General features: G+C 64.7%; 12 protein-coding genes and 2 pseudogenes. All 14 read right to left on the reverse strand.

The genetic code is table 11. The features are described 5' to 3' along the window. Positions 1–61: 61 nt before the first annotated feature. Entirely contained in the window at positions 62–1,177 is a 1,116-nt protein-coding gene (locus E4Q08_RS21805) for a protein-glutamate methylesterase/protein-glutamine glutaminase (protein ID WP_169071924.1), read from the reverse strand. Beyond that, complete coding sequence (locus E4Q08_RS21810; protein WP_169071925.1) at positions 1,170–2,309, reverse strand: HD domain-containing phosphohydrolase; 1,140 nt, start codon at positions 2,307–2,309, stop codon at positions 1,170–1,172. The genes E4Q08_RS21805 and E4Q08_RS21810 overlap by 8 nt, the downstream gene beginning before the upstream one ends. Continuing rightward, entirely contained in the window at positions 2,306–5,407 is a 3,102-nt protein-coding gene (locus E4Q08_RS21815) for an ATP-binding protein (RefSeq protein WP_169071926.1), read from the reverse strand. The genes E4Q08_RS21810 and E4Q08_RS21815 overlap by 4 nt, the downstream gene beginning before the upstream one ends. Then, complete coding sequence (locus tag E4Q08_RS21820) at positions 5,404–5,577, reverse strand: hypothetical protein (RefSeq protein WP_169071927.1); 174 nt, start codon at positions 5,575–5,577, stop codon at positions 5,404–5,406. Before E4Q08_RS21820 ends, E4Q08_RS21815 begins: the two co-directional genes overlap by 4 nt. Continuing rightward, positions 5,574–7,814: a response regulator gene (locus tag E4Q08_RS21825; RefSeq protein WP_169071928.1), complete on the reverse strand. Its 2,241-nt coding sequence runs from the start codon at positions 7,812–7,814 to the stop codon at positions 5,574–5,576. Before E4Q08_RS21825 ends, E4Q08_RS21820 begins: the two co-directional genes overlap by 4 nt. Beyond that, positions 7,811–8,668, reverse strand: a complete 858-nt coding sequence (locus E4Q08_RS21830; RefSeq protein ID WP_034919683.1) for a CheR family methyltransferase — start codon at positions 8,666–8,668, stop codon at positions 7,811–7,813. The genes E4Q08_RS21825 and E4Q08_RS21830 overlap by 4 nt, the downstream gene beginning before the upstream one ends. After that, on the reverse strand, positions 8,659–12,582 hold the full coding sequence (locus E4Q08_RS21835; RefSeq protein WP_169071929.1) for a response regulator: 3,924 nt from the start codon (positions 12,580–12,582) through the stop codon (positions 8,659–8,661). The genes E4Q08_RS21830 and E4Q08_RS21835 overlap by 10 nt, the downstream gene beginning before the upstream one ends. Beyond that, a complete protein-coding gene (locus tag E4Q08_RS21840) occupies positions 12,579–16,325 on the reverse strand; it encodes a PAS domain S-box protein (protein ID WP_169071930.1) in 3,747 nt (1,248 codons plus the stop codon). Before E4Q08_RS21840 ends, E4Q08_RS21835 begins: the two co-directional genes overlap by 4 nt. Before the next feature lie 46 nt (positions 16,326–16,371). Next, positions 16,372–16,779, reverse strand: a complete 408-nt coding sequence (locus tag E4Q08_RS21845) for a bacteriohemerythrin (protein ID WP_169071931.1) — start codon at positions 16,777–16,779, stop codon at positions 16,372–16,374. A 167-nt stretch (positions 16,780–16,946) separates the two neighbouring features. Beyond that, positions 16,947–19,094 (reverse strand): putative bifunctional diguanylate cyclase/phosphodiesterase, encoded by a 2,148-nt coding sequence (locus E4Q08_RS21850; protein ID WP_169071932.1) that lies wholly within the window; start codon positions 19,092–19,094, stop codon positions 16,947–16,949. Between the two features lie 48 nt (positions 19,095–19,142). Beyond that, positions 19,143–21,012, reverse strand: a pseudogene (locus E4Q08_RS25155) (methyl-accepting chemotaxis protein); the annotation flags it as partial. A gap of 63 nt (positions 21,013–21,075) precedes the next feature. Beyond that, positions 21,076–21,573, reverse strand: a pseudogene (locus E4Q08_RS26285) (MCP four helix bundle domain-containing protein); the annotation flags it as partial. Positions 21,574–21,702: 129 nt separating this feature from the next. Beyond that, the gene (locus tag E4Q08_RS21865; protein ID WP_169071935.1) at positions 21,703–22,377 is read right to left on the reverse strand and encodes a chemotaxis protein CheW; all 675 of its coding nucleotides are present in this window, start codon (positions 22,375–22,377) and stop codon (positions 21,703–21,705) included. 13 nt (positions 22,378–22,390) lie between these two features. Beyond that, positions 22,391–23,166, reverse strand: a 776-nt coding sequence (locus E4Q08_RS21870) for a methyl-accepting chemotaxis protein (protein WP_248595074.1), incomplete at its 5' end; no start/stop codon positions are given.

The following is a 23,166-nucleotide window of genomic DNA, read 5'->3' on the forward strand; positions in this document are numbered from 1 at the left end:
GGAGGGGTCGGGGGGAGAGGGAAACGGTCATGACTTTCATCATCGGGGGTGCCTGGAATAGTCATGACCGTTGGTTGAAGGTCTCGATCAGCGCCGCAGGGATCTGCTGGAGTGGCAGCACCCGATCGGCGGCGCCGAGCCTGATCGCCTCCCTGGGCATGCCGAAAACCACACAGGAGGCTTCATCCTGGGCGATCGTCGCGGCGCCGGCATCGTTCATCTCCTTGAGGCCGCGGGCGCCGTCGTCGCCCATGCCGGTCATGATCACGCCGGCTGCGTTGCCGCCGGCAAACCGGGCTACCGAGCGGAACAGCACATCGACCGAGGGTTTGTGGCGATTGACCAGGGGGCCGTCGAGCACCTCGATGTAATACTGCGCGCCGCTGCGCTTCAACAGCATGTGCCTGCCGCCGGGAGCGATCAGCGCGAGCCCCGGCAGCACGCGATCGTTGTTCCGGCCCTCGCGGACTTCGATCGTACACAGCGAGTTGAGGCGTTCGGCGAACATCGCCGTGAACTGCTCGGGCATGTGCTGGACGATGACGATTCCCGCGATCGTCAGCGGCAGGCGGGTCAGTACGGCTTCGAGTGCTTGCGTTCCGCCGGTCGAGGTGCCGATGGCGATCACCTTGTCGGTCGTCCTTTGCACCGCCGCGTTACCGGCGGGGAGGATGGCGTCCGCGCTGTTGCGCGTCATTCTCTGCAGCGTCGGCAGCCGCGCGCTCGCCGCCGGATGGGTGGTGGGGAGCGGCTGTCCCGGCAAGGCGACCCGGGTTCGGGCGGCCGCGCGGATGGCGGCGATGATGTCGTTCGTGGCGTCTTCGAGGAAGCCCTTGAGCCCGAATTTGGGCCTGCTGATGATGCTCACGGCACCCGCAGCAAGCGCCTGCATGAGCGTGTCGCTGCCGGTCGCGGTGGGCGATGAACAGATGATCACCGGCGTCGGTCGTTCAGCCATCAGCTTGCGCAGGAAAGAGAGGCCGTGCATGCGCGTCATTTCGATATCGAGAATGATCACGTCCGGCCAGTTCCTGCGCATCTTGTCCATGGCGAAGAGCGGATCGGCCGCCGTACTCATGACCTCGATGCCGGGCTCACGGGCCAGCGCCTGCGCAACGACCTGACGGACCAGCGCCGAGTCGTCGACGATCATGACCTGGATTTTCCCTTCATTCATGAATTTCCCCTTTCCCTGGTGGGGGATGGGTCGGAAGAGAGCTGGAATGGCCGGCAGCGATCGCGTTGAAAGTCTCGGCGCAGACCAGGAAGCAATCGACGACCAGCGGGTCGAAGTGCTTGCCGCGCCCCTGTGCGATGATCTCCACCGCTTTGCCGTGAGGCAGGGCGGGCTTGTACACCCGCTTGCTGATCAGGGCATCATAGACATCGGCGATCGCCATCAGGCGTGCGGCGAAGGGAATGTCCTCGCCGCGGAGGCCCTGCGGATAGCCTGTACCGTTCCAGCGCTCGTGATGCGAATAAATGATTTCGCTGGCGATCCGCAGGAACGGGTGCAGGGTGTCGACCCCGAGTTCGGCCGCGTGCAGGGCATCGCGGCCGATCGTCGTATGTCGCTTCATGATCTCGAACTCCTCGGCATCGAGTGGTCCTGGCTTGAGCAGGATCTGGTCAGGAATTCCCACTTTGCCGATGTCGTGCAAGGGGGCGCATTTCCAGAGCAGCCCCCATTCTTCGAGTGGCATGCGATCCCGCTGTGCGGGTTGTTGCAGGAGGTTTTCGACGAGTGCCCGGACATAGGCGCGCGTGCGACGAATATGATCGCCGGTCTCGTTGTCACGGGTTTCGGCGATCGCTCCGAGGGCCACGATCGTCAGTTCCTGACTGCGCTGCAGGTCCAGCGTTCGCGCTTCGAGCGCCTGCGTACGTTCGCTCACCAGCGATTCGAGATGGAGATTGCGGTCCGCCAGATAAATCTGTGCCTGGCGCAGGCGTAGTTGCGTGCGTACGCGTGCCAGCAGAATCGGTGGTGCCACCGGCTTGGGCACATAATCGACGGCGCCGAGTTCGAGACCGCGGATGATGTTGGCAATATCCGTATGGCTGGAAAGAAAGATCACCGGGATCTCGGCGGTGCGGGTATCCCGCTTGAGCGCCGAGCAGACCTGGTAGCCGTTCATGTCCGGCAATTCGAGGTCGAGCAGTACCAGGTCGGGTGCCGGCGACATTTGCGCCAGCTCGATGCCCTTGCCGCCACGCGTCGCGATGCGCGTGCGAAAGTGCGGGAGCAGGCATTCGTTGATGACTTCGAGGGTTGCCGGGTCGTCATCGATCAGGAGAATGGTGGTCATGAGGTTCCATCCGGGTTGCTGGCTGTTTCATGATCCGGAAACAGCCGTCTTGCGGCGTCGAAATCGAAATTGCGCACGCGTGCCAGGGTCGCGCGCAGCGTTGCTGACCAGGCTGTCTCGCCGAGTTCCGCGAGACAGTCATGGATGGCGCGCTCGCTGTCGCCGTCGGCGGTCTCGAGCAGGCGCAGCAGTGCCAGGATACTTGCCGGAGGGGGTCCGGCGGGCGGCGGCGCGGCGAGATCTGCCAGCGGCGTCCCGTCGGCAGCATCGCTTCCGAGTGCCTGCCTGATCTGTTCGCTCGCCTCGTCGACGGCCGCTGCCAGGTGGATGATCGCCGCGTCGGCGGCTTCGCCGCGGCTCGCTGCCGCCTCGACCTGCAGGGCAAAAGCCTGTGCACTGGTGATCCCGAGCATGCCGACGCGGCCGGCGAGGGCATGTGCGAGCTGGCAAGCCTGTTCCCGCTGGCCAGTCGCCATCGCCTGTTCGATCTTTCTGACCTCGGAACCACCCTGGTCGGCCAGGTCGCGCAGCCAGTGCCGGTAGCGTGCGGCATTGCCGGCGAAGCGGGCCAGGCCGGCGGCGCTGTCGATCGCACCGAGAGCAGGCCAGGCGGGCATTCCCTGGCTGCCGGTCGCTGGCGGCAAGGCGTCCATCGCTGTGGCGGCTTGCCGCTGCTTGTGGACGGGAATCCATTTCGCCAGTGTGCGGTAGAAGGTCGGGTGATCGAAGGGTTTGCCGATGAAGTCGCTCATGCCGGCCGCGCGCTGGAGGCCCTTTTCATGTTCCATGATGTGCGCGGTCATGGCGATGATCGGCAGCGCCTCGAAACCGGCGCGGCTACGCAGTTCGCGGGTCGCACTGTAGCCGTCCATGACCGGCATCTGGATGTCCATCAGCACCAGATCGAAAGCGCTCGCGTCACTCATCCGGAGGCGATCGACCGCTTCCTGGCCGTTGCTGGCCATCACCGGCGTGATGCCGACCGCGCCGAGCAGGGCTTCGACGATCTCGCGGTTGAGCGGATGATCATCGACGACCAGTACCCGCGCGCCGTGATACGCTTCCGGCAGTGGCTGCAGCGCCGTCGATGCAAGGGCCGTGCCGGACCTTGCCGATTCCCCCAGTGCCAGCCAGAGCGTGACGCGAAAGGTGCTGCCGGCACCGGGCCGGCTGCTGGCGCAGATGTCGCCATCCATCCTCTCGGCGAGCCGCTTGCAGATGGCGAGTCCCAGGCCGCTGCCGCCGAACTTGCGCGTCATGCTGGCATCGGCCTGCCCAAAAGGCTGGAACAATTGCGCGATTTCCGGCTCGCTGAGGCCGAGACCGGTATCCTCGACATCGATGGCCAGGCGCACTCGCGTCGCTTCGCTGTGCAGGACGCTGATCCGCAGCTCGATGTGGCCGCTGCTGGTGAACTTGATGGCGTTGCCGAGCAGGTTGAGCAGGATCTGTTCGATTCGCAGCGGGTCGCCGATCAGCGTATCGGGAACTTCCGCGTCGATACGTTCGACGAGTGTCAGCCCCTTCTCTGCCGCCTGGTGCATCAGCACCGACTTGCTGCGCTCGAACATGCCGCGCAGGCTGAACGTGGTGTTCTCGAACTCCAGCCGGCCAGCGACGATCTTGGTCAGGTCGAGCAGATCGTTGATCAGGTGCGCCAGTGACTTGCCGGCACTGCCGATCTTGTCGAGGTAGTCCTGTTGCCGGGGATCACGGCTGAGTTGCCGGGCGAGCCCGGCCAGACCGATGACGGCGTTCAGCGGCGTGCGCAGTTCATGGCTGACATTGGCCAGGAAAGCGTCCTTGGCGCGGTCGGCCTGGGTCGCCGCGGCCAGCGCCGCGCGCAGGTCGGCGGTGCGCTTCTCGACCAGTCCTTCGAGCTGCAACTGCTGGTCGATCAGTTCGCGCGTGCGTGTGGCGACTTCGCTGGCGAGGGTGGCATGCCAGGTCTCGAAGCGTGCGGCCATGCTGTTGAAGGCCGCAGCCAGGGTCGTCACCTCATCACCGTGGTGCGGCTTCGCCAGCTTCACGCGGGCGTTCAGTTCGCCCTCGGCGAGACGCTGCGCGACGTTCGCCAGTTCCCGGATCGGACGCGTCACATGCCGCGCCGCCAGAGCCACGACGATCAGGCTGCAGACGGTGAACAGCAGGCCGAAGAGCAGCAGTTGCCCGGCGCGCTGCTCGAGTTCGTGCAGGATCTCGTCGCGCTCGCGGCGAAGCACCAGACTCCATCCTTCGTTGGCAGCGATGCGCACAAAGCGATACGTGGCAAGGGTCAATCGTCCGTTCGCCGCGTTCTCGACGAAACTGCCATCCATTTCCTGGGAAGCGGGCGGTGGCGGCATCTCGCCCGCCCCGGCAAGCAGACGGAAGGTCGCGAGCCGCCGCCGCTGCTGATCGAAGAGTGAAACCGAACCGGAATCTCCCAGCGAGCGCAGTTCAACGCGATCGAAATGGCCAAGCAGTTCCTGAATCGACACGCTGGCCACCAGAACCCCGAGCAATTTGCCGGTCGAGGTCGCCGCAGCGTTTCGCTCGATGACCTGGCGGGCGATGATCAGGCTGGGTTCCCCTGCGACTGTCGGGCCGGTGGTTTCGATCTGTTCGACGACACCCGGCGTCGACAGGCGCCCGAGCAGACCGGCGTCGGCGAGGGGGCGTCCGGCCATGCTGGCGTCGCTGGCGGCCAGCACGCGCCCGTCGCCGGTCGACACCAGCGCCAGGTATTCGAAAACATCCGGGTAGGCGCCCATCACCGACTGGAAGTGGCGACTGGCAGCGGCAGACGCCGCTTGCGTCAGCGGCGTGGCCAGAGCCTGCACGAGGACAGGGCTTTCGGAGAGCAGGCGGAGATTGCCGCGGCGTTCCCGCAGGGCGCTTTCGATCTGCGTGCTGCGGCTGTCGGCACTCAGTTCGAGGGCCTGCCTGGCATCGGCCAGGTGGATCTGCTTGGCACCCGGCAAGTCGAAGAACGGCAATCCGTACAGCCAGGCGGTGAGCAGGGTGGTGATCGCCAGCACCAGCAGTGTGCCGAACAGGCCGGCGACGCGCAAGACGATGCCGGTGCCCGGCGATCTCCGGTTCACGGCGATATTCACTGTTCTTCGAGCCGACGATTGAGGATTCGATCGCGCTGCAGCAGCGCACCGATGTCGACCGAAGCGGCGTCCCGAGGCAGTGCGTAGCGCGCGAAATACTCCTCGCCGGCCGCGACGAGGCCGGTGCAGCAGAGCAGGAGCCGTCCGCTCCAGCAGCGCAGCATCGTCATCCGGCCTCCTCGCTGCCGGCGAGGAGTTGCCGCGCGGCCTCGAAATCGAATTTCTGCACCTGTGCCCGCGCCGCCTGCAGCAGCGGTTCCCAGTCGCTGTCCGGCAGCTCTCCAAGACAGCTTTCGATCGCCGTGGCACTGCCGCCATCCGCGTCCTGCAGCAGGCGCAGCAGGGCCGTGACCGAGGCGGGCATCGGCCCGGCAGGTCTGGCTCCCGGCGGTGGGCCGGCCGCTCGGTTCGTCGCCTGCCGGGGGGGCGATGGGACGAGCGCCGCCTGGATGCCGGCGCACATCGCCTCGATCGACTGCGCCAGTTGCCAGCGCAGTGCATGGCCTGCCGGACTGTTCGCCTTGCCGGTCCGCAGTGCCTGCTCGAGCGCCGCGGCCAGCGCTTGCAGTTCGCGCATGCCGAGCGTACCGACGCGGCCCTTGAAGGCGTGCACCGCCTGTCTCGCCGACTCGCTCGCGCCACCGGCCAGCAGGGTATCGATGGTCGCGGTGAAGCCGGCCGATTCGCCGACGAATTCCCGCAGCCAGTGACGGTAACGCGCGCGGTTGCCGGCAAATCGCTGCAGTGCTGCGGCCGTGTCGAGGCCGCTGATCGCCGCCAGCTCGTTCCCGCCGGCGTCGGCAGCAAAGGCTGCAGGTGGCGCTGCTGCTGCCGGTGCGTCACCCTGCACCGGCAGCCAGCGCGCCAGCAGCGCGAAGAAAGCCGGCAGCGAAAACGGTTTGCCGAGGTGATCGTTCATGCCTTCGGCCAGGTACACCTCTTTTTCGTGCACCATCGTGTGGGCCGTCATGGCGACGATCGGCAGCGTGGCGAAACCCGGTAGCGCACGGATTCGGCGGGTGGCTGCAAGGCCGTCGAGAACCGGCATCTGGATGTCCATCAATATCAGGTCGAAAGCCTGTGCGCCGGCCTCGCGGAGAATGTCCACCGCCTGCTGGCCGTTCTCGGCAAAACGCGGCGCGATGCCGACGCTTCCCAGCAGTTCGAAGACGAGATCGCGATTGAGCGGCTGATCGTCGACCACCAGCACGCGTGCTGCGGGGTAATGCGTCGGCAGATTCTCGGCAGCGGCCGGGTCGTCGCCGCTCGGGCACTCGCTGGCCGTTGCCACTCCCAGGCGCAGGTGGACGCGAAAGCGTGTGCCTTCGCCCAGCCGGCTGCTGACCTCGATCGAACCCTGCATGCCTTCGGCGAGTTGCTTGCAGATCGCCAGGCCCAGGCCGGTGCCGCCGTGCTTGCGGGTAATCGACGGGTCGGCCTGGACGAACGGTTGGTAGATACGGGCGATCTCGCTCTCGCTCATGCCGATTCCCGAATCCTCGACCTCGATCAGCAGCCCGGCCTGCTGATCGTCGATGTCCTCGATGGCGATGCGCACCACGACCCAGCCGGTTTCGGTGAACTTGAGCGAATTGTTGAGCAGATTGAGCAGGATCTGTTCGATACGCAGCGGGTCGCCGAGCAGCAGTTCGGGGAGTCGTTCATCGATCCGGCTTTCGAGACGCAATCCCTTTTCGATGGCATGGTGCCCAATCACCGACAGCGCGCGCGCGACGGTCTTCTGCAGGCTGAACGGTGTGCATTCCAGGCTCATCTCGCCGGCAGCGATCTTGGTCAGATCGAGCAGGTCGTTGATGATCGCCAGCAGCGTCTGGCCAGCGTCGCTGACCTTTTCCAGGTATTCGCGCTGGCGAGGGTCGCTGCTGTGGTTCAGCGCCAGCGCCGAGAGCCCGATGACGGCGTTGAGCGGCGTTCGCAGTTCGTGGCTGACGTTGGCGAGGAAGGCATCCTTGACCCGGTCGGCGACTTTCGCTGCTTCCAGCGCCGCCTGCAAGGCGCGGTTTTGCTGGTAGAGGCGGAGGAACACCCGCGTCTTGGCGAGCAGCAACTGGTCGTTGATCGGCTTTGCCAGATAATCGGTGGCGCCCGTCCGGTAGCCATGGATGCGATCCTCGGGGCTGTTGTGGGCGGCGGTGATGAAGATCACCGGCGTGTCGGCGGTCTGCGGATTGGCGGACAGGCGTTCGCAGACCTCGAAGCCGTCCATCTCGGGCATCTGCACGTCGAGGAGGATCAGCGCGAATTCCTCTTCGAGGGTGATCGCCAGCGCGTCGAAACCGTTGCCGGCCTCGACGATCGTCGCCTCGACACCCCGGAGGGCGGCGCGGATCGCCAGGCGGTTGGCGGCCAGATCATCGACGACGAGGATCTTCGGAACGCCGCTCATTTCGCTCTCGCCATGGTTTTTCGGAAAATCCGCAGCTCGGCCTGCAACGGCGCCCAGGTGTCGTCCCGGCCGAGGATCGATTCGGCGCTGCCGAGGACCAGGAAGCCGCCGCGCTGCAGGCTGCGTTCGAAGAGGTCGAGCGCCCGCGCCTGCAGCGCTGCACCGAAGTAGATCAGGACGTTGCGGCAGATCAGCAACTGCGTTTCCAGGAAGGCATCATCGGTGACCAGATTGTGTTCGACGAATTCCATCGCTTGCAGGGACTCTGCACGAATGGCCATTGTCTCATTACCGGCATGGTCATTGCCGACGAAATAATCGTCGAAGCAGGCGCTGCCGCCAGCGGCGAGATAGTTGGCCCGCCACTGCGCGAACTGGTCTGCCGGCCAGCGGCCGCGGCGCGCGACCCTGAGCAGGTCGGCGTTGATGTCGGTGGTGATCATCCGCGCCTTGTACGCCAGACCACATTCGTGCAGCAGGATGGCGAGCGAATAGCTCTCCTGGCCGTAGCCGCAGCCGACCTGCCAGACGTTGATGCGCGGAAAGCTGTCCAGCTCCGGCATCACCTGTTCGCGGAGATACTTCCACACCGGCGGGTCGCGGAAGAACTCCGACACCGGCACCGACAGCATGTTGATCGCCATCTGTGCCACCTGTTCGTCGCGCAGCAAGGCCGGCAGCAATTCGACCAGGCTGCCGGCCTGGTAGATTTCGACCAATTGCCTGAGCCGGCGGAGCAATGAGGCGCGACCGTAACCGCTGAAGTCGTAGCCGTAGCGCTCGCGCAGCAGCAAGAGCAGCAGATCGGCCTCGATGGCCTCGAGTGGGCGCGCGGATTTGCGTTTCAGAGCCATTTTTCGAGCAACTGCAGCAGACGGTCGATATCGACCGGTTTGGCGAGGTAATCGCTGGCGCCGGCGGCGAGGCAGAGCTCGACGTCGCCGGGCATCGCCTTGGCGGTGACGGCAATGATCGGGATCTGGCCGGTGCTGCCGCAGCGCATTCGCCGGATCAGTTCGTAGCCATCCATTCCGGGCATCATGATGTCGGTCAGGACCGCAGCGAACTGGTCGGTAGCCAGCATTTCCAGCGCCTGTGCGCCGCTGCCGGCGACGCTGACGGCAAAGCCGCGAGCGCGCAGCGCTTTCGACAGAGCCGACTGGTTGCGAACGTCGTCATCGACGATCAGCAGCGCGTCGTGCCGCACCCTCGCCGCCGCCGGTGCGGCGACGGGTTCCCGCGTCTGCCGGGCGACCGCGAGCAGGACTTCCTCGCGCAGGCGCGCGCTCGCCTGGCCGTTGAGTCGTCCCTTGGAGATCACCGCGTCGGCGTGCGCATGCAGGCGCAGCAGCTCGGCGTCGTCGAGTTCGCGCGCCGAGTAGACCACCACCGGCGGTGGCTGCGGCGTTGCGGCAGCGACTTGTTCGAGCCATTCAAAGCCGTTCATGTCGGGCAGCATCAGGTCGAGAATGACGGCATCGAAACGCGTAGCGGCGATTGCCGCCAGACCTTCACTGCCGTTGTGCGCCCGGCTGAGCTCGATGTTCGTGTCCTTGAACAGGACGCGCACCGCCAGACTGCTCGCCTGGTCGTCTTCGATCAGCAGCACCTGCGGCTGGCCGGCGGGCAGGGCGGCCGGCGCCGCCACCGGCGAGTGCTCGAGCATGTCGCGGATCGCCGCCAGCACCGCGTCGCGGGTGATCGGCTTGCGGATGTAGCCGGCAGCGCCGAGTGCCGCCGCCTCGCCGGTGTCGGCCGTGCCGGAGATGATGTACACGGGAATGCCGGCGCTGGCCGGGTCGGACTTCATCCGGCGCAGGACTTCGAGCCCAGGGATGCCGGGCAGACCGAGGTCGAGCAGAACGCCGGCCGGGTTTTCGGCAGCGATCAGTTCGAGCGCCTTTTCCCCGCTATTCACCGCCAGCACGGCGTAGCCCAGCGTCTCGATCAGGCGGGTGACGATCGGCACCAGCCGGCCATCGTCTTCGACGACCAGGATCAGCGTGTCGCGGCTGGCTGTGGGCGCTCGCGCGGCCACAGCCAGTGCTGCAGGCACCGGTGTACTGCTGTCGCCGACGATCTCCGGCAGGTGCACCGAAAAGCGGCTGCCGCTGCCGGGCGTGCTCTCGATGTCGATGCGGCCGCCCAGCAGTTCGACGAGCTGGCGGCTGATCGCCAGGCCCAGGCCGGAGCCGCCGTACTTGCGTGCGCTGCCGCCATCGACCTGCTGGAAGGCGTTGAAGATGCGTTCGATCTGGTCGGCCGCGATGCCGATGCCGCTGTCGATGATGTCGAAACGCAGTCCCCTGTCCTCGGCGCACAGCACGAGCTGCACCGACCCCTGGTCGGTGAACTTGACGGCGTTCGACAAGAGGTTGGTCAGGACCTGGGTCAGCAAGCGGCGGTCGCTGTGGATGACCGGCGCCGCTGCGGCTTCGACCTCGATCGCGAAAGCGATCGACTTCTTCGCGGCGAGCGGCTCGAACAGGCGGCGCAGGTACAGGAGGATCTCGGAGACCGGGAAGTCCTCGATCAGCATCTCGACCTTGCCGGCCTCGATCCTCGACAGGTCGAGGATGTCGTTGATCAGCGACAGGAGCTGGCTGCCGCTCTCATGGATGACGCTCGCCGACTCGACTTCGTCGTCATCGAGGTGGCCGGTCGAGTTCTCGGCGAGATGCCTGGCCAGGATCAGAATGCTGTTCAGCGGTGTGCGCAGTTCATGCGACATATTGGCCAGGAACTGCGATTTGTAACGATTGGCCTGCGCGAGTTCGCGCGCCCGCGTCTCGGCCTCGCTGCGGCCGAGTTCGAGCTGCCGTCGCTGCGTTTCCAGACTGCGGTTCTTCTCTGCCAGTTCCTCCTGCTGCACCCGCAGTTCCTCCTGGGTGCCGCGCAGGGTCCTGTTCTGTGCCTTGAGTTCGTCGGACTGGGCACGCATTTCGTCGCTCAGCGCCAGCATTTCGCTGTTCTTGTCGGCCAGTTCGGCCTTCTGCAGGCCCAGGACCTCGGTCTGCCGGCGACTTTCATCGAGCAGCGCGAGATTGCGCTCGGCGGCTTCGATGTTCGCCAGGTGCAGTCCGAGCGGGCCCACCAGGGCCGCGAGCAAGGCATGCTCGTCGGGCGACAGCCGGCGCGTCGCCGCCAGTTCGACGACCGCCAGCGTCTCGTTCTGATGCGTGATCGGGTAGAGCACGAGTTCCTCGGGGGGAAACTCGGCCAGTCCGGTGGCGATCAGCATCAGACCGCCGCCCACCGGCGCCAGGATCACTGCCTGGCCATCGCGAGCGCACTGGCCGACCAGCGATTCACCTGGCGCGAAGCGGTCCTGCAACTGGCTTCGCCGAGCCAGTCCCTGGGCGCCGGCACGCCGGTAGTGGCCGTCGGCGTCGCGCAGAAAGAGCGTCGCGACGGGCACCTTGAGCTGCCGTCGCAGATGGCCGAGGAGGGTGTCGGCAACGTCGGCCAGTCTTTCTTCCTGGCTGACCGCGGTGGTCAGCGCGGCAACGTTCTCGTGGATCCAGCGAGCACGCGCAACCGCTTCGGACATCTCGCGGAAACTTTCCGCCGCCTTGGCCATGTCGCCGATCTCGTCCTGGCGGTCGAGACCGGGAATCGCCGTTTTTTCGCCATTGGCCAGGCGCACCAGCGCGGTCTGCAGCGCCAGTACCGGCTGGAACAATCGCCGGCCGCCGACGATCGCGACGGCGGTCGCTGCCCCGGCAATCAGCAGGCCGCTGCCGAGCATCAGCCATTGCAGCGAATACAGGCGGGACAGCGCCTCGTCACGGCTGATCTTGGCGATCACGCCCCAGCGCGGCTGGTCGCCGAGGGCGCCGGCAAAAGGCCGCAACTGCCGGTAGGCGATGAACGAGGGCTGCTCACGATAATCGACGAGCTGATCGCTGCCGTCGTTGCCGGCAAGCACGCGGCGGACGGCTTCGGTCTGCAGTTGCCGCTTGAGGACCGACGATTCCTGGTCGAAAAAAGTGTTGGTGAGCATCCAGCCGCCGCTGCCGACGACAAAGGTTTCACCGCTCTGGCCGAGTCCGGCCTTGAAGTGCATGCGCCGGTCGAGCGGTTCGAAAGCGATCTGCACCACCAGTGCCCCCAGTGGCTGACCGGTGTCGGGTTCGAGGATCGGGATGGCGAGGAACATCGCCGGCCGGTTGCCCGCAGCCGCGTAGTGTTCGGCGTCGGCAAAGGCCGGGACGCCGCTCACCGCCTGGCGCAGGGCAATCGCCGCCACGCGCGCCAGGCCGCTGTCCTTCCACGGCCCGGTGAACAGGTTGGTCGCGAAATCGTGATCCTTGAGCAGGGAATAGACGACATTGCCCTGCGGGTCGACCAGCAGCATGTCTTGCCAGCCGTAAGAGGCATGGCGCCTGCGGAAGAACACATCATGCTCGCCGTGCGCCTGTTGGTAGCCGCGGCGGCAGGCATTGTTGGCGGTGTGCTGCGCGTCGCGGTCGTACAACGGCTGGAGCTGGCTGTCGGCGCGGGCACCGCAGGCCGCGAAAGCGGCGGCAAACTGCTGCATGGCGGCGATCACGGCAGGGGCGTTGCCCATGCTGACGATGTCGTCGCGCATCCGTTCGAGGTGATTGTGAATGTCTTCGCGGCGCGCCTCGGCGACCGCTGCCAGCGCGCGTTCGGCAGCGTCCTGCAGGGCACTGCTGGCGACCAGGGTGACGATCGCCAGCAACAGCGAAACGGCAGTGACTGCCGGTAGCACCGTCTGGAGGAGCAGTTTTGAACCCAGTTTCATGTCGGAGTCCATATTACTTCGGCAATGAGCTGCCTCGCCGCTTCAAAATCGAAACCTTCCGCTTTCGCCAGCGCTGCCTGCAACGGCGCTTGCCAGTCACGGTTCGGCAGTTCTGCCAGGCAGGCGGCAATGGCCGCGGCGCTGCCACCGTCCGCGGCCTCCAACAGGGGCAGCAGGGCCGCGATCGCTGGCGGCAGCGGCCCTTCGGGGCGCGCTGCTGCGACCGTCGTGGCCTGCCTGTCGGGGCCGAGCGCTGCCTGCAGGCGGACGCGCATGCATTCGATCGACTGTACCAGTTGTTGGCGGATTGCGCTGCCCGAATTGCTGTCCAAATTGCTTTCCGTTTCGCTATCGGACTCGCCGGCCCGGAGAAACTGATCGAGTGTCGCCGCCAGATCGTGGAGTTCGGTCATGCCGAGCGTACCGGTGCGGCCCTTGAAGGCGTGCACCACCTGCCTTGCCGCTGCGTACTCCCGACTGCACAGCAGCGCGTCGAGCTTGCCGATGAAATCCGCCGAATCCCCGATGAATTCTCGCAGCCAATACCGGTAACGTGCGTCATTGCCGGCAAAGCGCTGCCGTGCTGCGCTGGCGTCCAGACCGTCGATCGCCGGCAGCTCGCCGTCGTCGTTACTCGTGGCGGTGGCCACGGGCGCTGTCGGCACCGGCGGGGCGTCGGCGCGGTGTGCCAGCCACCTGGCCAGCAGCGCAAAGAAACTGGGCAAGGCGAACGGTTTGCCGAGATGGTCATTCATCCCTTCGTCCAGGTACATCTGCTTTTCGTGTTCCATGGTGTGCGCCGTCATGGCGGCGATCGGCAGCGTCGCAAAGCCCGGCAGCGTACGGACCCGGCGCGTTGCCGTGAGGCCGTCGATGACCGGCATCTGGATGTCCATCAAAACCAGGTCGAAGGCCCCAGGGCCAGACTCGCTGAGGATACCGATCGCCTCCAGGCCGTTCTCGGCGAAGCGCGGGACGATGCCGACGCTGGCCAGCAAATCGGAGACGATCTCGCGGTTGATTGGTTGATCGTCGACCACCAGGACGCGCGCGTCATGGTAATGCGTTGGCAGGGGTTCGCCGTCCGGCGCTTCTTGGCGGTCGCGAAGGTCGCCCTCGGTCGCCAGGGCCAGTGTCAGGTGGACGCGAAACTGTGTGCCGTCCCCCGGCCGACTGCTGACCTCGATCGATCCGTGCATGCCTTCGACGAGTTGCTTGCAGATTGCCAGGCCCAGGCCGCTGCCACCGAATTTGCGCGTGATCGACGGGTCGGCCTGAACGAAAGGCCGGTAGATATGGGCGATCTCGTTTTCACTCATGCCGATTCCCGAATCCTCGACCTCGAGCAGCAGGTTGGCGCGCTGCGCGTCGAGGTGCTCGACGATGATGCGCAAGAGGATGCCGCCGGCCTCGGTGAATTTGATCGAGTTGTTGAGCAGGTTGAGGAGAATCTGTTCGATGCGCAGCGAATCGCCGACGAGCCCCTCGGGAAGCCGCTCGTCGATTTGCGCTTCGAGCCGCAGCCCTTTTCCGGCGGCACGGTGGCCGATTACCGACAAAACGCGCGCGGCGGTCTGACGCAAGCTGAACGGCTGCGCTTCGAACCTCATCTCACCGCTCGCGATCCGGGTCAGATCGAGCAGGTCGTTGATGATCGCCAGCAACGTCTGGCCGGCGTCGCCGACCTTTTCCAGATACTGGCGCTGGCGAGCGTTGGTGCTGCCCTGCAGCGCCAGTGCCGAGAGCCCGATGACAGCGTTGAGCGGCGTCCGCAATTCGTGGCTGACGTTGGCCAGGAAGGCATCCTTGACCTGGTCGGCGATCTTTGCCGCTGCCAGCGCGCTGGTCAGCTCGGCCGTGCGGCGTTTGACGAGATCTTCGAGGTGTTCCTGATGCTCTTCGAGCTGCTGCTTGATCAGTCGTTGTTCGGTGACGTCCTGCTTGACCCCGAGAAAGTGGGTGATCGTCCCGTGCTCGTCGACGATCGGCGAGAACAAGGCTTCTTCCCAGAACAGTTCGCCGTTCTTGCGCCGGTTGAGGAGCGTGCCGCGCCACTCGCCGCCCGCGAGCAGCGTGTCCCACATTTCCTGGTAGGTTTGCAGCGAGGTCTGGCCGGATTGCAGCAGGCGCGGGTTCTGGCCGATGGCCTCGTGCCGGGGATAACCGGTGACCTGGGCGAAACGCGGATTGACATATTCGATCAGACCCTCGCGACTGGTAATGACGATCGATACCGGGCTCTGCTCGACCGCCTGCAGCAACTTGTGAGCTTCCTCCTCGGCGGCCCGACGTTCGGAAATGTCGGCGAAGATCCAGATGCTTCCCTCGTGGGGATATGCGGGGTCGATTGCCCGGCCGTTCAGCACGCCCCAGAAAGTCTGGCCGTCCTTGCGTTGCAGCAGCATTTCCTCGCAATGATTCCTGCCGGCGGCGCAGTTGGCGTAGGCGCGCTGGCCGACGGCCTCGAAGATGGCGCACGAGGCATACAGGCACTCGGTCGACTGCCCGGTCAACTCGCCGGCGCCATAGCCAAAGATTTCCTCGAAGCGGCGATTGCACGAAAGCACCCGCCGGTGCTTCAGGTAGGTGATGCCGACCAGAGCGTTTTGCAGGATCGTCTCGTGTTCGACGAGCAACTGCCGGGTCTGCTCGCTCTGCTCGTGCTCGCGGCTGACGTTGAACATCAGCCCGCGCAATATCGTCGGCTGACCGTTCTCGGCGATGACCCGAACCCGGTCGTGTAGCCAGAGAGTGCGTCCGTCGGCGGCGACGAAACGATATTCCAGATCGTAAGGCAGCCCTTGCTCGCTGCAACTCGCGCGCTGGGCGCTTGCCCAGGCCCGGTCGTCGGGGTGCAGATGCGCCACCCAGAAGTCGGCCTGTGCCCAGTCGGCGACCGGGAAACCCAGCAGGCGTTCGGCCTGGGTACTGACGAAGGTGAATTGCAGGGTCTTGGCATCGGCCTCCCAGACGATGCCGTCGATCGACTGCACGAGTTCCTCGTGCCGCCTGCTCAGGCGCTGCATGCCTTGGCTCATGCGGGAGGCAAAGGCCCTGGCGAGCAGGAACAGTCCGGCCATGGTCAGCAGTACCGCGATGCCGGTGACCCAGGCGTGTTGCTGCTGGCGGAGCAGCAGCGGCGTGATGTCGAAGCGCACGCTGATGCCGCCACGCACGTCGCCGACCCGGTAGTCCATGTCCTGATGGCAGCGTAGGCAGGCGGTCTCGACCAGCAGTGGCGCCATGTAGCGGAATTCGCTCCGGTCACCGCTGGTGATCGCCGCGAAACGTTCCTTCTCGCCGGCCGCGAAACCTGCGAGTGCTGCGCGTTCCCAGTCGTCGGCGGCGTTGTCGGGGTTCTTCAGTTGCAGGCTGGTGATGTGAAAACGGTAGTCGCCATCGCGCGCCGCCAGTTCCGAGATCTCGCGCGTCATCAGCGCCGGATTGCGCAGGGTGTAGGTCTTGCCGTTGGTCGCCGTGATGTCGGGATCCTGCAGGTAGGGATTGCTTTCGATACCGGCGCGTTTTTCCACGTAGACACCGCCGTGCCCGGCGTTCCAGCGCCGGGTCAGGACGATGTCGCGGAAATGCGCGCGTGCGCGCGTGAGCACGAACTCTTCGACAATCGACCCTTGATTTGCCCGATCAAGGAAAACCACAGTCATGCCGGCGACGATCAGCAGTAAGCCGATCTGCAGCAGAAAGCGATACTGCAACCATTTCCTGGCCACTGTCGTGGTCATTGCCGCGCGCTCGCACGCGGGTCGTCCGCCGACAACTGCTGTTTTTTCAAAGCGGCTGCGAACGCCGGCGCGCCAGCGCTGCGGCCAGTTGGCGGTCCGATGTTTCGACGTGATCGATCAGCCAGCGTTTGATGAAACCGGCAATCGCCGCGACGCTGACGATGCCCTCGTTCATTTCTTCGATCTGGGCGCGGACCTCGTCGAACAGGTGTACATGTTCCTTCTGATGCCGGGCCGTGAATTCGTAGTGGAGGTCCAGCATCAGATGCTCTTCGCGGGCGAAGTGATCCCTGGTCAGGGTTTCCAGTGCGGCCAGCACGGCCCGAGTGGCGACCCTGTCCGAGCGCCTGCTCGCTTCCTGCAGGCGATTGAGCAGGCCGACCATGGCGCGATGATCGTCGTCGATCTCGGTATGCCCGATTTCCAGTGCTGTGCTCCATTCAAGTGCTTCCATGGTGTGATCTGTCCAATGGGTTTGCGGATAAATGCCTGCTTGCCTGGTCTGCAACCGGCTGCTGCGGCCGTGCCGGCGGAACTTTCCCAGCATTTCGTGCAATTCGTTGAGCAATAATATGAAAATTACAGTTGAAGGCATCTGGATGGAAAACGTCCTGGAAAAGTTCAAGTTGCAGATCTGATCGTTAACCAGGGCGTGCCATCCATTCGCGGAGGATCCCTCCGGGCGCACGAATTCTCGACAGATTCGGGAAAATGTTCGGCTGCCAGCGGGTGGCTGAAGAAATATCCCTGGTAGTAGTCGCAGCCGTGTTCTTCGAGAAAAGCGAGCTGCTCTGCCGTCTCGACGCCTTCGGCGACCACCGAGAGGGACAGTGAATGCGCCATGGCGATGATCGTTGCGGCGATCTCGGCGTCGCTGCTGTCGGTGGTGACGTCACGGATGAAACTCCGGTCGATCTTCAGCTTGTCGATCGTGAAGCGCTTGAGGTAGCTGAGCGAGGAATAGCCGGTGCCGAAATCGTCGATCGACAGGCGAACGCCGAGCGCACGAATCCGATTGAGGATGGCGACGGCCCGCTCGCCACGCTCGATGAGAATGCCCTCGGTGATCTCCAGTTCGAGGAAGCGGGCGTCCAGACCACTGTCCGCCAGGGTCTGGCGAAGCAGTTCCGGTACGTCCTGCAAAAAGAACTGTCGCGGCGAAAGGTTGACGGCGATGGTCCGCAGCGCTCGCCCGGCATCGAGCCAGGCCCGCATCTGCCGGCACGCCGTCGCCAGCACCCAGGCGCCGAGTGGTGCAATCAGTCCGCTATCCTCGGCGACCGGAATGAAGTGGATCGGTGCGATCATTCCCTGCTCGGGATCGCACCAGCGCAGCAGCGCTTCCGCGCCGATCACCGCGCCACTGCTGGCCTCGATCAGCGGCTGGTAATGCAGGAGCAGATGGCCGAGGTTCATTGCCCGGCGCAGGCGCGATTCCAGGCGCATGCGTTCGAGTGCGTGTGTGGTCAGGGCTTCGGTGTAGAAGCAGAAGGTCTTGCGTCCCTGCATCTTGGCCAGATTGACGGCGGTGTCGGCGTTGCGCAGCAGCAGCGCCGGATCGCTGCCGTCGTCGGGCGCGATGCTGATGCCGGCGCTGGCGCTGAGGTAGATCTCGTCGCTGCCTCCAATCCGGAAGGGGGCTTCGAGTGCCTGGAGCAGGTCGCGGGCGACGACGGCGGCATCGGTCGCAACCTCGATCTCCTCCATCAGGATCGCGAATTCGTCGCCGTGCACCCGCACCAGCGTGTCTTCGTCGCGCAGCCGTGACTTGAAACGTTCCGTGACCGCGACCAGCAGCCGATCGCCGAACTCGTGCCCGAGCGAGTCGTTGATGTTCTTGAAGAGGTCGAGGTCGATGATCAGGAGCGCCATTTTGTGATGGTGACGCTGCGCCCTTTCGAGGGCGTGTTCGAAGCGGATGTTCAGCAGGCTGCGGTTGGGCAGTTGCGTCAAGGTGTCGTGGTAGGCAATATATTCGGCGTGTGCCTCGGCGTTGCGCAGGCGGCTGATGTCGGTGAATACCCCGATGTAGCGTTCGATCTGCCCGTACTCGTCGTGCACCGCGGTGATCGTCAGCCATTGCGGGTAGGTTTCACCGGTCTTGCGGCGGTTGCAGAGTTCTCCCTGCCAGAAGCCGGTGCTGGTCAGTTCGCTCCAGACCGTGTCGTAGAACACCGCGTCATGGTGGCCCGACTTGAGGATGCTGGCATTCTGGCCGACGGCTTCCTCGCTGCTGTAACCGGTGATTTCCGTAAAGGCGTGATTGACGGCGACGATGCGGGCGCTGGCGTCGGTGATCGCCACGCCGTCACGCGTCAGTTCGAACACCTTCGCCGCCTGCCGCAGTGATTCCTCGCTGCGCCAGATCGCGGTGATGTCATCGACGATCACCGCGAACAGACCGATTTCCGGACAGTAGGCGGTGACCCGGTAATGGCGGTCGAGGTCGACGCTGAAATCGTCGAACTGCTGACAGTCGCCAGTCAGCGCGACCGAACCGTAGCGCTCGATCCACAGCGGTTCGAGCTGCGGCAGCACTTCGCGAACCCGCCGGCCGACGAGCCTGCTCCTGGCGATGCCGGTAATCGCCTCGAAGGCCGGGTTGACGTCGATGAAGCGATAATCGCAGGGCTGGCCTTCGCCATCGAGAAGGATCTCGTGCAGCGCGAAGCCCGAGGGCATGGCATCGAAAAGGCTGCGCAGGCGTCGCTCGTCGATTCTCGGGAGGGATGCCTCGCGGGGAGCACTGCTATGGTGGACTGATGGCATGCTTTTTTCCAGTGGAGATCAAGCGGCCGCTACGCCTTCGCTGCCGGTTCAGAAACGCTCGAAGCCGTGGCCAGACGTCGCCAGCACGGGTATCCGTGCCGGTGCGCGGTGGGCAGGGGCGCTCCGTCTCGCCGTTGCCGCGCTGCGGCTGCTACCGGCCAGGCGGAAGAAGGTCATCAGTTCCTGCAGTTGCTCGGCCTGGCTGCCCATTTCCTCGGCGGTGGCGGCGAGTTCCTCGGACGCCGAGGCATTCTGCTGCGTCGCCTGGTTGAGCTGCCCCATCGCGCCGTTGATCTGGCCGACCCCGGAATTCTGCTCCTGCGAAGCGGCCGTGATTTCCTGGACGAGGTCGGAGGTCTTCTTGATCGAGGGCAGCATTTCGGTGAGCAGCGAACCGGCGCGTTCGGCGAGTTTGACCGAGTCCTTGGCGACATTGCCGATTTCCTGCGCGGCGACCTGGCTGCGTTCGGCGAGCTTCCTCACTTCGGCGGCGACGACCGCGAAACCCTTGCCGTGTTCGCCGGCGCGGGCGGCTTCGATGGCCGCGTTCAAGGCCAGCAGATTGGTCTGGTAGGCGATGTCGTCGATGATGCCGATTTTTTCGGCAATGCTCTTCATCGCCTCGACCGTCTTGGCGACGGCGTTGCCGCCTTCCACCGCCTGCCGGGCAGCGCTTGAGGCCATGCCGTCGGTGACCTTGGCGTTCTCGGTGTTCTGCAGGATCGAGGCGCTCATCTGCTCCATGCTCGAGGTCGTCTCTTCGACCGAAGCGGCCTGCTCGGACGACGACTGCGACAGTGACTGCGCGGTCGCCGAAATCTGGCCGGAGGCGTTCGAGAGATTGTCGGCCGCGGTACTTACCTCGCCGATGGTCTCGACGAGCTTGGCGACGGTCTGGTTGATGGCATTCTTCAACTCGTCGAAATCGCCCCGGTAGCTGCTGGTGATGGTCTGCGTCAGGTCGCCGCGGGCCATCGCGCCCATGATCCGGCGCACCTCGTTGATCGGCCCGACGACGTTGTCGAGCGTTTCGTTGACACCGGCGACAATGCGCTGGAAGTCGCCTCGGTGTTTGGTGGTGTCCGCCCGCGTGCCAAGCTTGCCTTCGACAGCGGCCTTGGAAAGCCTGTTGACGTCCGCCACGAGAGCCCTGATGTTGCTACGCACCTGCTCGATGGTGTTGTTGATGAACGCCTTTTTGCCGGGAAACTGCTCAAGGGGCGCATCCATGTTGCCCTCGCCGAATTCCTTGATGCAGGCCATGGCCTTTTTCTTGACCGCGATGTGGCCGAACACCATGTTGTTCACGCCCCTGGCCATTACCTGGAAGTCGTTCCTGAACTTGCCTTCGTCGATCTTGACGTCGATGTCGCCGGCGTCGTGTTCCTTCGACATGTGGTTCATCTCCGCGATCAGCAGCTTGAGGTTAGACCGTACGGCTTCGATGGTGTCGTTGATGAACTTCTTCTTGCCGGGGAACTGTTCGAGGGGTGCGTCGAAGTTCCCTTCGCCGAATTCCTTGATGCAGGCCATCGCCTTTTTTCTTGACCGCGATGTGGCCGAACACCATGTTGTTCACGCCCCTGGCCATCACCTGGAAGTCGTTCGTGAACTTGCCTTCGTCGATCTTGATGTCGATGTCGCCGGCATCGTGCTCGCGCGACATGCGGTTCATCTCGTCGATCAGGAGCTTGACGTTGGCCTGCAGGGCCTGGATCGCCTTGGTGAGAACCCCGACTTCGTCCTTGCTGTCGATGTCGAGCTTGAAGTTGAAGTCGCCCTCGGCCATCCTGCCGGTGGCGGCGACGAGCTTGCCGGTCGGGCCGGTGATCGAGCGGGTGATCAGGAAGGCGAGGAGTGCGACGATCAGCAGCGCGGCGATCGCCAGGCCGATGATCAGCGTGCGCGTCGAACTGGCCAGCACCTCGGCGTCGGCGCCGACCTTCTCGGCGAGTTCGGTCTGATAGTCGACGAAAGCGACAATGGGCCCTGCAAAGGCGCCGTAGGTCGGCCGATAGGTTTCCTGAAAATACTGGACGGCATTGTCCCACTGCTTGTCCTGGATCATCGATTCGAGCTTGATCGATGCGGCGACGAAAGGCTTGCGTGCTTCCCTCATGGTTTCCAGCGCGGACTTGCCTTTGTCGCCGTAGCGGAACTTGTCGAGCGATTCAAATATCGCGGTCACCTTCTTGCGCTTCTCGAGTATCTTTTCCATTTCGATGCGTGTGCTTCCCTCGTTCCTGAGGACCAGCATGTTGCGGTGAAAGCGGGCGACATCATTGACTTCGTCGCCGAGGTCGTTGGCGAGCTTGGTCTTGACGTTCTTGTCCTTGACCAGGTCGCTGATGTCGTTCTGCAGTTCGCCGACGCGGGCGATGCCGATGACGGAGACCAGGATCAGCATGAGCAGGGCGATGGCGAAGCCGATACCGAGGCGGGTAGAGATCTTGATATGGGAAAGCATGGGTGACCTCATGGCGGGTGAAGCGAATGGCTTTGGATCGTGCGCGGAGCGGGACGAAGGTGGTCTGAGTCGCCGCTCGGCCTGTTTGAGACGGTTTACTGATCAGAACATGGCTTTTTCATGCGTGTCTCCCGTGCAGGTTCAAGTATTGGCCGCTTGCCCATCGCCGCGTTCCCGCTCCGCTGCAAGGGAGCTCAGTCGGTTCATCATCGGGCCAGCCGAGTTCGATGCGCCGAGTACGCCCTCCGCCGTGCCGTTGGTAACGCTGGCCAGCATGGCGATCTCATCGACCGAGAGCACCCTGGAAATGTTGAGCAGGATGACGAACTTGCCGGCGACCTTGCCCATGCCGTGAATGAAGTCGGCGCGGATGCGGGCGCCGAAGGCGGGCGGTGGTTCGATCTCGCTGGCCGGGATTTCCAGCACCTCCGAAACCGCATCGACCATGATGCCGATGTCGTGCCGGAGATCGTTCTCGGTGACCTCGACGATGACGATGCAGGTCCGTTTTCCGACGGGACTCTGGGCGTGGCCGAAGCGTGCCGAGAGGTCGATCACCGGGACGACGGCGCCGCGCAGGTTGATGACGCCGCGGATGAAGGCCGGCATCATCGGAATCTCGGTGAGATTGCCGTACTCGATGATTTCCTTGACGTTGAGGATGCCGACGGCGAACATCTCGCCGCCGAGCAGGAAGGTGAGGTATTGCTGTGGGCCTTCGGCGGCCGCCTGCTGCGCCTGTAGTGCGTTTGCGGTACGCCTGGCGACGGCGCTGCCGGCACTGCCGGCTGGCCGGGATTGAGCGATCTGGGTCATGGCTGGTTCCTGTTCAGAAGCGTTCGAAGTCACGTTCTGCGCTGGCCAGCGCGCTGCTCCGTCCCGATCCCTTGGTACGCGGCGCGGCGGCTGCCGGTCGGCGAGCGGCGGGGTTTCTCTTCGTCGGTGCGGCACTGTGAGCGCGGTTGGCAAGCTCGAAGAAGGTCATCAGTTCCTGCAGTTGCTCGGCCTGGCTGCCCATTTCCTCGGCGGTGGCGGCGAGTTCCTCGGACGCCGAGGCATTCTGCTGCGTCGCCTGGTTGAGCTGCCCCATCGCGCCGTTGATCTGGCCGACCCCGGAATTCTGCTCCTGCGAAGCGGCCGTGATTTCCTGGACGAGGTCGGAGGTCTTCTTGATCGAGGGCACCATTTCGGTGAGCAGCACGCCCGCGCGTTCGGCGAGTTTCACCGAGTCCTTGGCGACATTGCCGATTTCCTGCGCGGCGACCTGGCTGCGTTCGGCGAGCTTCCTCACTTCGGCGGCGACGACCGCGAAACCCTTGCCGTGTTCGCCGGCGCGGGCGGCTTCGATGGCCGCGTTCAAGGCCAGCAGATTGGTCTGGTAGGCGATGTCGTCGATGATGCCGATTTTTTCGGCAATGCTCTTCATCGCCTCGACCGTCTTGGCGACGGCGTTGCCGCCTTCCACCGCCTGCCGGGCAGCGCTTGAGGCCATGCCGTCGGTGACCTTGGCGTTCTCGGTGTTCTGCAGGATCGAGGCGCTCATCTGCTCCATGCTCGAGGTCGTCTCTTCGACCGAAGCGGCCTGCTCGGACGACGACTGCGACG

The organism is Candidatus Accumulibacter contiguus (genome assembly GCF_012940005.1).
GTDB lineage: Bacteria > Pseudomonadota > Gammaproteobacteria > Burkholderiales > Rhodocyclaceae > Accumulibacter > Accumulibacter contiguus.